The organism is Gemella sp. oral taxon 928 (genome assembly GCF_001553915.1).
In the GTDB taxonomy this organism is placed as follows: domain Bacteria; phylum Bacillota; class Bacilli; order Staphylococcales; family Gemellaceae; genus Gemella; species Gemella massiliensis.
This window is the reverse complement of record NZ_CP014233.1, coordinates 262,246-275,632: the sequence shown is the minus strand read 5'-3', so window position 1 is coordinate 275,632 and position 13,387 is coordinate 262,246. Positions and strand designations below refer to the sequence as shown.

Genomic DNA, 13,387 nt, shown 5'->3' with positions numbered 1-13,387 from the left:
TCTAACCTTTGATCTGTGTTTCGTACATTTTTCTATAAACACCGTTAAGTTTTAACAATTCCTCATGATTTCCACTTTCCACTACTTTCCCTTTATTTAACACAAAAATCATATCGGAATTTTTTATCGTTGATAATCTATGGGCTATTATAAGTGTTGTTCTTCCATCTTTAAGTTCATCAATCGCCCTTCCTACTATTTGCTCCGTTTCACTGTCAATATTGGCAGTTGATTCATCTAAAATTAAGATTTTCGGATTTTTTGCCAAAGCTCTCGCTAAACAAATTAGTTGCTTTTCTCCGGTAGAAAAATTATTACCCCCTACTTCTACTTTAGAATTCAACGATCTTGTTTTTAAAATAAAATCTCCTCCAACTCTTTTTAAAGACGTTTTTGCCAATTCCTCATTGCCGGTTGTTGTAATATTTTCAAGAAGAGTTCCCTCAAATAAAAAAGTATCTTGGAGAACAATCGCTGTTTGTCTTCTTAGATATTCTCTACTATATTTTTTTATATCACGACCTCCGATTAAAAGTTTTCCTTTAGTAGCCTCATAAAATTTGACAATCAAGTTCATAATCGTACTTTTACCGCTACCGGTATGTCCAACAAAGGCAACCGTTTGATTTTCTTTAATATCAATATTCAAATCTTTCAAAACATAGTTTTCTTCCTTATATGCAAAAGAAACATTTTTAAATTCAATATTACCTTGGAAATGTTCTATCTCTTCCATTTCAATGTCTTCTTCAATTTCCAATTTCAAAATTTCTTGAATATTATTTGCCGCTCCTACGGCACGAACGTAATTAGAAATACTAAATGTGAAATCGGCAATACGATATATTATATCCGTTGTATAATTAATAAATAGATAAACCATTCCGAGCGTTATACCAAAAACATTATTAAAGTGTGAATAAGCATAATAGTAAACTATTCCGATAAAAATAATAATTCTAATTATTCCTGTTATATTATGTAATAATAAACTATCTACGATATTAAGGCTTTTCCAATAACCGAAACGTTCTTCATTATGTTTATTCCAATCACATAGTGCCGCTTCTTCTTGGTTAAATGCTTTTATTATTTCTAAATTTTGATAATTTTCATTAACAATACCATTGCTTTCAGAAAATTTACGGCGATACCCTTTTATACTACCAATAGTCATTTTATTATAAAACTTCAAAATAACATACATTATCGGTAACAAAAGCAACATATACATTCCAAATCTAATATCTACATAAAACAGGACAATATAAGAAAAAATAATTTTCATCGCAATAATCATAATCTGAATAAAAGTAGATACAAAAAATATCCTTATCTGATTAACATCACTTGTTATCCTTGATACAACAGAACCCGCAGGCATATTATCAAAATAACGAATCGGCAAACTTTGAATATGATCATACACTTGCGTTTGTATACGAACATATATTTCATTGGCACCCTTTACCAAATAAATATTTCTTATATAGTTGGAAATACCTGAACATAGCAAAATTAAACCGTAACCTGCAGCTATTACCAATGATTTTTTTACTACTTGAGTTGTTACATCACCATTAACCCCGTCAAAAACTTTTGATAAAACATAAACTCCGCCTACACCAAATGCAACATTCAATATTGAGAAAATTGTTCCAAGCAAATAATCTTTTTTCGCTGTTTTTAAATAAGGTAGAAATTGTAATAATGGATTTTTATTATTCATCTTCTTCTACCTCCTTATTTTGATAAGCATCTAAATCTCTATACCATGCACAATTTTCCAATAACTCACTATGTGTTCCGATATTTAAAATCCTGCCGTTTTCCATTACAATGATTTTATCAGCATGTCTTATCGCAGAAATTCTATGCGAAACAATTATATTGGTCTTTCCTGTTCGATGATTTTTTATATTTTCGATAATTACTTTTTCAGTGTTGGCATCAACTGCACTTAAGCTATCATCAAGAATCAGTATATCAGGATTTGTTAAAATAGCCCGTGCTATTCCCAAACGTTGTTTTTGTCCCCCTGATAACGAAACTCCATTCTCTCCGATTAAAGTATCTAAACCATCTTTAAAATTATCAATATCCTTTTTTATATCGGAAAGAATTAAACTTTCTTCCAAATTATTTTCTAAATTTTCTCTGTAAAATAAAATATTTTCTCTAATAGTCTTTGAAAATAATTGGTACTCTTGCGGGGCATAACCTATCTTTTCACGAATAGAATAATCGTAATACTCTTCTATCGGTTTACCATCAATAAACAAAGTCTTCTCTTTTATCGGATATAGTCTAAGAAATTGTTTTATAAGAGTTGTCTTACCGCAACCGGTTTTTCCTATAATACCAACTGTTTCTCCACGATTTATTACCAGATTAATCTTCTTTAAAACCTTTACATCATTATAACTGAAATCAAAATCTTTAAATTCAATATTATCACCAAACTTAAAAACGGTATCCGCTCTATCGTTATTTACTTCAGGCTTTCTTTTCGTGATTTCAATAACACGTTTTGTTGCCTGACGAACTTCTATAAGCATAACAATCAACTCGGATAAAGCTATATATGGCCACTGAAGCATACCTACAACAACACAAACTGCAATAAGTTCTCCAAGTGTCATACTCCCAATATTAATTAAATAAAAACCATAACCGACAGCTAAAACATAAGTTATAGCCAAAGATACCGTATTAAGCGATTGGTAAAGAAGTGTTGTTTTCATATATCTTACATTAGTTTTTGAATAACTGCGTAATTTTTTTATAAAACTGTCTCTAACTTTTGAAAGTAAGCTATATGTTCTTATAACCCTAATTCCCTTTACATTTTCTAATGTTTCTTCGGTAATTTTATCCATCGTTTTAGCCATTTTATTGTAGTATTTTTCCTGTACTTCTCTTCTGCTAACTAAATAAATAGTCTGTATAATAAGCGGTAGATGTATTAATGCTAAATACCCTAAATTAGACTTATTAAATATTAAAATACTTATAAAAATATTATAAATAATACCGTCAAATATAAGAAGTATTCCATAGCTGAAAAAAACAGCAATGTAGTTTGCGATATCATTGGTTGAACGGCTAATAACTTCCCCTATGCTAAATTTATTAAAAAAGATAGGTGTATGGCGGTAAACATCACGTTGCACTTCATAGCCTAAATCTTTTATTATTTTATCATACCCGATAAAAGTATAATATTCTTTAAAATAATAGACGAAATATAATGCTAATCCTATAAAAATAATATTAATTATCTCTTTTATTACACCGTCAAAGGTGATAGAACCGTTAGCTATTCCGTCTACTATAAAATTTAATCTATTGGCAGGATATAAAGTAAAATAATATGAAAAAAATGAAGCTACTAATGCAATTCCAATTCTAATTTTATCCCTATAAAGCAACTGTGATAATTTTTTTATTATTTCTTTGTTGCTTACGCTACTTTCCATTTCTTCACCTTCTTTCAAGTATATTTTATAATTATATCATATAAGAAAGTGAAAAAGAAATTATTGTGAGATAATGGAAAGGTATAAAATAATAAGGGTATAAATTTTTCCCCATACCCTATATTTGACACAGAGCCAAAAGAACTGTTTTCGCAATAATAGCGAAAAACAGTTCTTAAAGTTATTTTTTAAAATAAACTTTCTTCCAAGAAAAACCTTTGACTAATCCTACTAAAGTTCCTAGCCCATAAGAAATGTGTACTAAAAATAAAATAATCGGCATTAACAACAATGTTAAATTAAATTTATTCGTTAATATAGTTGCAATAGTTATTATTATCGTAAAAAATACATACACACCCATTAATAATTCCAATAGTATCCATGTCCAAGGCAAAGCCAATAAACTTACGACAATCACCACTACAAATACAAATGGTACAAAGTGAAATATTGAAAACGCTTTAGGGTAAACATGGCTGACTTTTCCTATCCAATAACCATTGGAATATTTTTGCTTTAACATACGTTTTAATGTTGGACGTGTATACTGATAAGACAAAATATCATTACTATATCGAATTTTGTACCCATGTTTTCTTAAGCGATAGTGCAATTCATTATCTTCTGCACGACCTACATACTCATCTAATAAACCTACTTTATCAAACACTTCTTTTCTGTACATTCCTTGAAAAACGGATCTAACATACTTCTTTGAAGTTTTTTTTCGATAACTTGCCACACCGCTGCCAAACATATTTTCTTCTACAAACAATAAAGTTTTACTAAAATTGTTCCCACCATTTATAATATTAGGTCGTGGCCCCCCACAAACATATTCTCCTTCGTTAATCACTTTTACATTATTTTCTATAAAATTCTCCGTAATATGAGAATGACAATCCACTTTTAAAATACATTCTCCTTTTGCACTCTTTATACCTATATTCATTCCTGCTGATAAAATGACTTTAGGATTTTTTAAAAGTACCACATCATAAAATTCGTGATTATTATCTTTAAATTTTTTTAATATATCCCAACTACTATCAGACGACATACCATCAATAAATATCAATTCTATTTTTTTATGATTATACGTTTGCTTTTTAAAATCTTCAATTAATTGCGGTAAAAATTTTTCTTCATTAAGTAGCCCAATAACTACTGATACTAACATATAGTCTCCTTGCCAAAAGTAAGGGAGCAAGGCAATTTACCTGCCCGGCTCCTACTTTTTTATTTATCTTTTCTTCCTAAACGTTCGTTAGCTTCAAACATTATACTTGCGATTGATTCGCCCCAATACGGTGCTGTTGCATAGTTTACATTCATACCGCCGGCTTTATTTCCTAAATATGCACCATGTGCAGGGTATCTACCATTAGTTAGATATTTCTCACTAATCCAACGTGCAGCCCCCAATATACCGGCATCAACATTATCAAAACGTTTAGCTGAATTGAAAGGATTTGAATCATAAGCGGCAATACCGAAGAAATTATTTTTTCTCTTCGCTATATTACTTTTACCCCAAGCACTTTCTAAAGCACTATGTGCCACTAAATAAAGTGCATTAACTCCATATCTTCTTTCAGCTTCTTTGAATGTTGCACCTCTTCCAGCCAACATACTGTTGCTCGCTCCCATTAAGTTATAAAGGCGATTAAGATCTGCTGCCGAATAATTTGTTTTTGATTTTAAATTATTAAATTGGAACGGATGCTCAAGTTTAAATGTTCCGAAATTAACACCATCTGCTGAATAATAAGCTTTACCCACTACCATATTCGGATTATGATATGCAACTTTTACTTTACTATATCGCGAATAACGATGATATACATATTTACCATCACTTACATAATCCGGAATAAATGTTGTATTTTCCGTTACGGCTTGTACTTGAGAAGGATTTACATACCCCGTTAAACCTGCTACCTGTACCGGTATTCTTCCGTTTGAGGTTGCTCTACTGTCTCTAAATAAGACCGTTCCTTGTGATACATGTGATAATATTTTTCCGCTAGCATCATAAACCGGAATATACAATCCTTTTACTTTATAATATCCTGAGTAAGTATTACCGCTATAGGTTTTATTAGATTTTCCTGCATTTGCTACCCATTTTCCGTTATTGTCTACATAATAACGTCCACTATCTACCCAGCCGTTTGTTGCCATCTTTCCGTCTGATCCTAACCAGTAGTTTCCTACCCATTGATTCCTTGCCAATGTGTTATTTTGGTTATAATAATACCATGTAGTTCCTCTCTTCACCCAACCTTTTTGGGCATTTGCTATCCATTTTCCATTATTATCAACATAATAACGTCCACTATCTACCCAGCTGTTTGTTGCCATCTTTCCGTCTGATCCTAACCAGTAGTTTCCTGCCCATTGATTCCTTGCCAATGTGTTATTTTGGTTATAATAATACCATGTAGCTCCTCTCTTCACCCAACCTTTTTGGGCATTTGCTACCCATTTTCCATTATTATCAACATAATAACGTCCACTATCTACCCAGCTGTTTGTTGCCATCTTTCCGTCTGATCCTAACCAGTAGTTTCCTGCCCATTGATTCCTTGCCAATGTGTTATTTTGGTTATAATAATACCATGTAGCTCCTCTCTTCACCCAACCTTTTTGGGCATTTGCTACCCATTTTCCGTTATTGTCTACATAATACTTCCCTTGTATCCAAGTATTCTTTACCATGTATCCATTACTACCTAGATAATAATCTCCTACCCATTTATTTTTTACTTGTGCACCATTATAGTAGTAGCTCCATGTACCATGCTGTTGTACCCAACCTTGAGCCGCCGCATGTGCTTCCATCCCTACTACTTCATTTATTACTATCGGTGTTGTTAATACTGTTAAAAACATTAAGCCACTTTTTACACTTTTTGAATTCATTTTTCTATATCCTCATTTTCAACATTTTATTACATAAATTTATCATATTAATTATATCATAAGCTTGTTATTGTTCTTATTACAATTAAATGATTTTTATTACAAATTTGTTACGTATAATAGAAAAAGTAACCCAAAAATCATGATTTCATTAGAAATCAATTTTGTCGAGTTACCCCTGTATAATTCATTAAATTTACGAAAATTCTTTAAAGCAAATTTTTAAATTAGTGAACCCCTTCATATAACTACTGATGAGTAAATTCTACTAAAATTTTTACTTTTTAGATCATTCCACCTTTTTTAGGATTCTCTTTTGCACCAGTTCCGTAAGCCACCCTGTATACTTTTTTAATTCATTTTGTTATAACTTCATTGTTTGATACCTTACTTATATCTTTTTAAAATTTCTTCTAACCTATTATAATCCTTAACGCTATCAATCTCATAAATCGTATTATCTTCTAATTCTTCAACATAAACATCAAGTTCTTTAATATTATCCTTAACTATATTATCCCAGTACAAATCCATGAATTTCTTATCAGTATATGCTTTATCAATAAACTTAATTATTTTTTCTGCTGTTTGTTTATCCCAAAATGATACACCACTTAAAATCCTTCCCCCCCTGCTGTCAACAATAATATCTGTTACTTTATAGTCATCACCATATATTAAAAACCACTCATTATCACAATCTTCTCGATAAACACTAAAGTATGTAGAACGATCTATATTTGTTCTAAATAAATTTTTAAATAAATAATTATCTGCATCAATAACATAACTATCTGCTAATAGATTTTTCACTAAATACAATGAGTAAAAATTATTATACTCAGCATACTTATCATTATATACTAATTCAACATTATAGTTTTCTGTTAAATATTCAAACTGCTCACACAAATATCCTGTTACTATAACTATATCTTCTATACCTGTCTCTTTTAAATATTCTATTTGATATTCTATTAGCGGTTTCCCCTTTACTTTAATAAGTGATTTAGGTGTATTGTCAGTCATTGGTCTTAATCTTGTTCCAAGCCCTGCTGCCAAAATAATTGCTCTCAATATTATATTCTCCTTTAATCTTTTATAATAATATAAACTCCTACCACAATAATTAACGATGTTATCACTACTTGTGCACTTAGTTCTCCGCCAAGTAATAACGCAGTAAAAATTATTGTCCACACTGTATAACTAACATTAAGCCCTGTTGCTTTAGCTGGTTGCAAACGATTAATAGCAATATAATACATAATATAAGAAATCATGTTGCTAAGTACAAAAATAAAAATTATGCCACCTAATTTTATGTCAGTAAAGCTACTAAAATCAAAACCATTGAAAACTATAATAATAAGATATGATAAAAACGATGTAACTTGTCTTATTAATAATGTTTCTATCTCACTAAGATTATTACTCATTGCATATGAGCTAAGTACACTCTCACTTCCCCACGCAACTGCACAACCAAAAGCAAATATTATTCCAATATAAAATGATTGAACTTGCTCGGTCTTGTAACTTTGTATAAAAATTCCTATAATAATTAATGTAATCCCTAAAATTGTTTGTTTGGAAATTTTATGTTTTAAGACAAAAAATGCTAAAATTACAGATACTGCCGGATAAATAGCAGTAACCGATGATGTCAATGCACTACCGATGTACTTAACAGCATATAAATTACTTTGCATTCCAACCGGTCCTGCTAAAATAGCACCTATTATTACACTCATATTTTTTATATTAAGAAATATTCTAAAATCTATTCTTTTATATTTAATCAACAATATTGCTCCTAATATAAAAATACTAATAAAATCATGTACAAACGCTACAATAAACGGAGAAATATTGTATGAAGAAAATATATATGCACTAATTGTAAGACCTAATCCCCAAAATAAACCTGAAAATAGACCAAATGATATACCACTTTTATTTTTCATAACTGTTCACATACTCTTTCAAATTTTTTAATGCTCTTTGATATCTATCTTTACCATATGTACCAAAGTCTGCACCTTGTTCTTCTTTATAAATCGTCCAAAGACTCCAGATAAAATCTTGAAGTATTTTATAAATCAATATTTTCCCAACACTAACAGGTGTTTTTTCACTATTATAATACCTGAGAAAATCTCCTTCTTCTGATTTTTCAAAATCAGATTCTAAAAATAACGCTGCTAAATCCCACATTGGATCATTCATAGTTGAATATTCCCAATCGATTAGATAAATGTGCCCTTTTTCATCTTCTATAAAATTTTCTGGTACTAAATCAATATGACAAGATTTTTTTTGTATACCTAATTCTTCTAGTGGTTTTTTCAACGACATTACTTTTTCTCTTATTTTATTATAATAAGGGAAATATATTTTCCCTATTATCAAACTCTCATACTTCAAAATTTCAGAAAATGGATTAAACTCACCTTTAAGCTCTTTTTTTGAACTATGCACTGTTTTTAAAATTTCCGCTACACTCGGTAATTTTGTTTTTATATAATTTTTATCGAAAGTTTTGGCATTTTCTATATATTTATTAACTTTTATTCCTGCTTCTATATCAAACACATAATTTTTCACATCGAGTTCCAAGTCCTGCAGCAACTCTAAATTATATTTTTCAGCTTTACGGTCTATTAATTTTTCTGTACCTTTCCCAAAAAATTTAACAATATACTTTTTATCCGTAGTTTCGACTAGGTAATTGTTATTGGTCATTCCACCTAAACGTTCTACATTTATTATTTCTTCTTCAGGAGATAACAATATACTTATTTTATCACGTATTAATTCTTTCACTTTATCTTCTCCTTATTTGCATAATATTATTTATTATAACATAAAATTGAGATTTTTTAATTGTTTTTAAAGGTTTTTGGTTTTATTTCCTCGGTAGACAGTTTTTTTACACATTTCACATTGTTCTCTGATATTATATATTGATATTTATACACTACCCCCGTAGGATAAATAATTACTAAATTTTTCCTATTATCTATTTCAATCACATCTTCAAAAAACACTTGTATATCTTTAGGGATGGTATCTTTATTATCTATAAGCGTCCCAGGTTTTATTTTAGCAATACTTTTAATGCCTATAGGTAAACTTTCTATAACTTCAGGCTTCTCTTTTTTGCGTCGGAAATTTCATTTTTGTAAATTTTTGTTTTTACAACTTCTAATAATAAACCCTTTCTCTTTCTAAAAAATTCTTTTATTGCAAAAATTACTAATACCACTGCGATAAGGTTTATCTCACCCTTAAATAAACTTGCTAAAAACTTATTATTTGATTTTGCTATAAAATCATATACTCCAAAATAACTAAAAAGATTAAAAATAATACACAAAATAATAATGGTTAGCATTATATACATTTTAAATTCAAGTTGTCTTTCGTTTATTTCTCTGATATTTCTTTCTGAAAAATATTTTTTATCACTCAACTTACTACTTAAATTTTCAGTGTCAACTAAAGCAACACATAACAAAAACGCTAACACACTCCCCGTCAACAACTCTGGTGTTAAAACATTTGCTATAGAAAAAACTATAATTATTATCATTATACTCCATTTATCAAGACTGAATATTTTCTTAATTTCATTTAAGACGACTGCAGTTACTATAATAAGAGCTATTGTAGCATATCTATATTTATCTATGAAAACCCCTAATACAATAAGATAAATTATTGAATAAAAAATTTTATATTTCGATAACTTCACATCTAATCCGGCAATATAAAGTAAATTATGTATTTTTTCTATTATATTACTCCCTTTTGGTTTATAACTTCCTTCTTTTTTATATATACAGAATGATTTTAAAATAAGAAACATAGTTAAAACTATAATTAAAACCGAGAAAAAAACTAGTGTAGTGTTACAATAGATGTGAGACATATAATAAAAAAAAGAAGAGTAAATCCTGTATAATGAAGTTACCTACAAATCAAAAAAAGGAATTTACTCTTATGAAAACTATTATAACAGAAAATATAGAAAAAACACAACGATATATACCTCATACTTTACAAACAAGAATAGCTGCAGTTAAAACTTATAGAAATGGTAACTCTATCCGCTTTATTTGTAGGCGCTATAAAATATCAAAAGCCTCTCTTTTGCGTTGGAATAAAAAATATGACGGTACTAAAGAGTCTCTTATAGATAAGTCTCATAGACCTCATTCTATTCACCCTAACGCCCATACAGTTGAAGAATTGTCTTGGATTAAAAATCTTATTAAACGTAACCCTAATATTTCTATGATTGAATTATATGCTAAACTTAAATTCAACAAAGGTTATAAAAGACATCCTTGTTCTTTATTTAGAGTACTTAGAAAATTAGGTTTTTATAAAGATACTAAGAAAAAAGTAATTCCTTATAAACCTAAACCTTATGATACACCTACTGAAATTGGTAAAAAATGGCAACTTGATGTGAAATATGTTCCTAAACGTTGTTATGTAGGAGAAATTCCAGATAAATTTTATCAATATACTATCATTGATGAAGCTACTAGGGAAAGATTTATTTTCCCTTTTAAAGAACAATCATCATACTCTACTGTTCAATTTGTTAAAATGGCTATTGATTATTTTGGGTATAAACCCAAGATAATTCAAACTGATAATGGTTTTGAATTTACACATTTTAAAGATACTAAACGAATACACCCTTTTGATGTATTGTGTAATAATCTTGGCATTAAACATCAACTTATTAGACCTAGAACTCCTAGACATAACGGTAAGGTTGAACGTAGTCATAGAAATGATAATGAACGTTTTTACAGGCGTTTATCTTTCTTTTCGTATGATGATCTTATATCTCAGATGAAAAAGTATCTATATCGCTCTAACCGTCTTCCTATGCAGACTTTAAATTGGCTTTCTCCTGTTGAAAAAAGAAAAGAGTTACGGAAAGAGTCTATAAAAATATGCCGGCTTTAATTCCTTGTTAGATAATAGATTTCACAACTTATTTGTCAAGGACAAGGGCTACGCCTTTTTCAAATCCTTGACAAATAAGTTTTAGAAATCTGAAATGTTCTCTAAGGAATTAAAGCTGGCAAATCTAATCAAATAATGTAATTTACGTCGGGGGCTTCATACGGTTTACATAGAAGCTAGCTTCTATGTAATTCTATTATATCCGGTATTTATTTTTTACTTTTTTTGTCTCACATCATTTACAAATGTACATAATTAAAACCGAGAAAAAAACTAGAGGTTCCTCTATGGGTAAAACTATAGTTTTAATTGAAATTGAACCTACTGCTGTAATTGGACTTAAATATATATGTAAAATAAAATTAACAATTTTATAAAGTATACTAATTTTATTTATTTCTAAAAAATAAATACGTAATATAAATAATCCAATAACAATAGGATAAATATATACACTAAAAATATCTAATATTTTATTTGTTCTTTCATATTCTATTAATTTTTTATAAAATAATTTATTATCCTTGTAGTAAGCTATTATCCCTAATTTCCCCGAATCAATAACTATATCCCTTTGAAAATATTTTTCATCTAATATTTCTATTATTCTTCTTTTTTTTCTACTTTTTCCTTCGGTTTCAAAGCTTTTTTTATTTCGTTGTTGATTTCTTTTTCCTTGTCAGCTATTTTCTTTTCTAAATCTTCTTCATCTTCTCTTTCTTTTAAAATTCTTTCTTTATCTTTCTTATATTCATGACCTTTTACAACAGTGTACTTATTTTCTTCCACAACTTCTAATTCTTTTCCCATACTTTTCTCACTTTCATTTTTCTACTTATCTTCTCCCTACCAAAACTGGAAAAGTTCTGTTAATTATAAGTGCTATTAATTCACAAATCCCAACAGCACAAATAATTTCAAACATCATAATTACATAGTTGTTAATAAATATACCAGTGTATCTACCTGCCAGTTGTTCAAATATTATATCTAAAATATACAAAACTATCGGCGAATGATAGGCGTAGTATATTAATGTATTTTGTCCTATTTTTTCTATAAAGTTAATCTCTGGTATATTTTTAAAAAATATTAAACATGCCCAAATACCAAAAACAGCGGCAACAAAGTATAATATTATATTGTTTGTCTCTTGATAGTATAAGTCTACTCTCTTATTAACTACACCTAATGCTATACTTATTAAAACAGCTATTAGAAAATATCTCTTTTTCAAAACGTTATTAAAAATTCTCATATTATTTTTCACGTAGTACCCTAATAATATGAATAGCACAGCATACGGTGCTAAATCAATACTCCAAATCAACCAGTATTCATTGGCGTATGCTATTTTCCCTACATATATCGATAAAAATAACCCTACCACCACCATTAGCCATTGGTACCACACTTTACAATATTTCACAATAAGATAGCTGATGATTTCTGATACGAATAAAGCATTTAAAAACCATAATTGATAATAAATATGCATTCTGTCCGCTAGTACTAGAGATTTTATGAAGTATACAATATCTATCTTCAATATCAAATTTGGTTGCAATAATATCGATTTCACTGCAAATACTGAAATATTTAACAAGAAAAACAGTATAACTATCGTTTTTGCTTTTCTTTTAAAGAAACTCCAAAAAGTATTATATTTTTCTACACTAAAGACCAATCCTGATAAGAAAAAAAACAATGGCATATGAAAAATATATAAAAGCAATTTTACTTTTGAGGGCGTGTACGACATATGCCCTAAGATAACAAGTATTATAGCTAACGCCTTTAGCATATCTATATATTTAATTCTCGTTTTTTGCATAAATTACTTCTCCTTTAAAATGTATATAGCCGCTTCTTCATTAATCAAGTCTTGCTTTTCAAAAATTACATCTTTATTATAATGTTCTCTAAATAATGTTTTAATTTTTTGTTCAAATGAAGAATTATTAGGTATAACATATTTAATTTGATTATTA

At 29.0% G+C, this 13,387-nt stretch carries 11 protein-coding genes; 1 reads left to right on the top strand and 10 read right to left on the bottom strand.

Annotated elements, in window-relative coordinates; all coding sequences use genetic code 11:
- Position 1: 1 nt before the first annotated feature.
- The 8 genes from AXE85_RS01210 to AXE85_RS01175 form a co-directional block, all read right to left on the bottom strand.
- Positions 2-1,729, bottom strand: a complete 1,728-nt coding sequence (locus AXE85_RS01210; protein WP_062172250.1) for an ABC transporter ATP-binding protein — start codon at positions 1,727-1,729, stop codon at positions 2-4.
- Positions 1,722-3,479: an ABC transporter ATP-binding protein gene (locus AXE85_RS01205; RefSeq protein ID WP_062172248.1), complete on the bottom strand. Its 1,758-nt coding sequence runs from the start codon at positions 3,477-3,479 to the stop codon at positions 1,722-1,724. The genes AXE85_RS01210 and AXE85_RS01205 overlap by 8 nt, the downstream gene beginning before the upstream one ends.
- A 181-nt stretch (positions 3,480-3,660) precedes the next feature.
- On the bottom strand, positions 3,661-4,662 hold the full coding sequence (locus AXE85_RS01200; protein WP_062172247.1) for a glycosyltransferase family 2 protein: 1,002 nt from the start codon (positions 4,660-4,662) through the stop codon (positions 3,661-3,663).
- Positions 4,663-4,721: 59 nt separating this feature from the next.
- Entirely contained in the window at positions 4,722-6,407 is a 1,686-nt protein-coding gene (locus AXE85_RS01195) for a glucosaminidase domain-containing protein (protein ID WP_062172244.1), read from the bottom strand.
- Between the two features lie 387 nt (positions 6,408-6,794).
- Entirely contained in the window at positions 6,795-7,484 is a 690-nt protein-coding gene (locus AXE85_RS01190) for a sugar phosphate nucleotidyltransferase (RefSeq protein WP_062172240.1), read from the bottom strand.
- Between the two features lie 14 nt (positions 7,485-7,498).
- Positions 7,499-8,374, bottom strand: a complete 876-nt coding sequence (locus AXE85_RS01185) for a DMT family transporter (protein ID WP_062172238.1) — start codon at positions 8,372-8,374, stop codon at positions 7,499-7,501.
- Positions 8,364-9,233, bottom strand: coding sequence for a choline/ethanolamine kinase family protein (locus tag AXE85_RS01180; RefSeq protein WP_062172234.1), 870 nt, complete (start codon positions 9,231-9,233; stop codon positions 8,364-8,366). The genes AXE85_RS01185 and AXE85_RS01180 overlap by 11 nt, the downstream gene beginning before the upstream one ends.
- A 313-nt stretch (positions 9,234-9,546) precedes the next feature.
- The gene (locus AXE85_RS01175) at positions 9,547-10,278 is read right to left on the bottom strand and encodes a hypothetical protein (protein WP_114889575.1); all 732 of its coding nucleotides are present in this window, start codon (positions 10,276-10,278) and stop codon (positions 9,547-9,549) included.
- Positions 10,279-10,412: 134 nt separating this feature from the next.
- Here AXE85_RS01175 and AXE85_RS01170 point away from each other — a divergent pair, with 134 nt between their 5' ends.
- A complete protein-coding gene (locus tag AXE85_RS01170; protein WP_062174648.1) occupies positions 10,413-11,396 on the top strand; it encodes a DDE-type integrase/transposase/recombinase in 984 nt (327 codons plus the stop codon).
- A gap of 603 nt (positions 11,397-11,999) precedes the next feature.
- Here the strand turns inward: AXE85_RS01170 and AXE85_RS01165 are convergent.
- Both AXE85_RS01165 and AXE85_RS01160 read right to left on the bottom strand, forming a co-directional pair.
- Positions 12,000-12,206 (bottom strand): hypothetical protein, encoded by a 207-nt coding sequence (locus AXE85_RS01165; RefSeq protein WP_062172227.1) that lies wholly within the window; start codon positions 12,204-12,206, stop codon positions 12,000-12,002.
- A 25-nt stretch (positions 12,207-12,231) separates the two neighbouring features.
- A complete protein-coding gene (locus tag AXE85_RS01160; RefSeq protein ID WP_062172225.1) occupies positions 12,232-13,230 on the bottom strand; it encodes an acyltransferase family protein in 999 nt (332 codons plus the stop codon).
- Between the last annotated feature and the right edge of the window lie 157 nt (positions 13,231-13,387).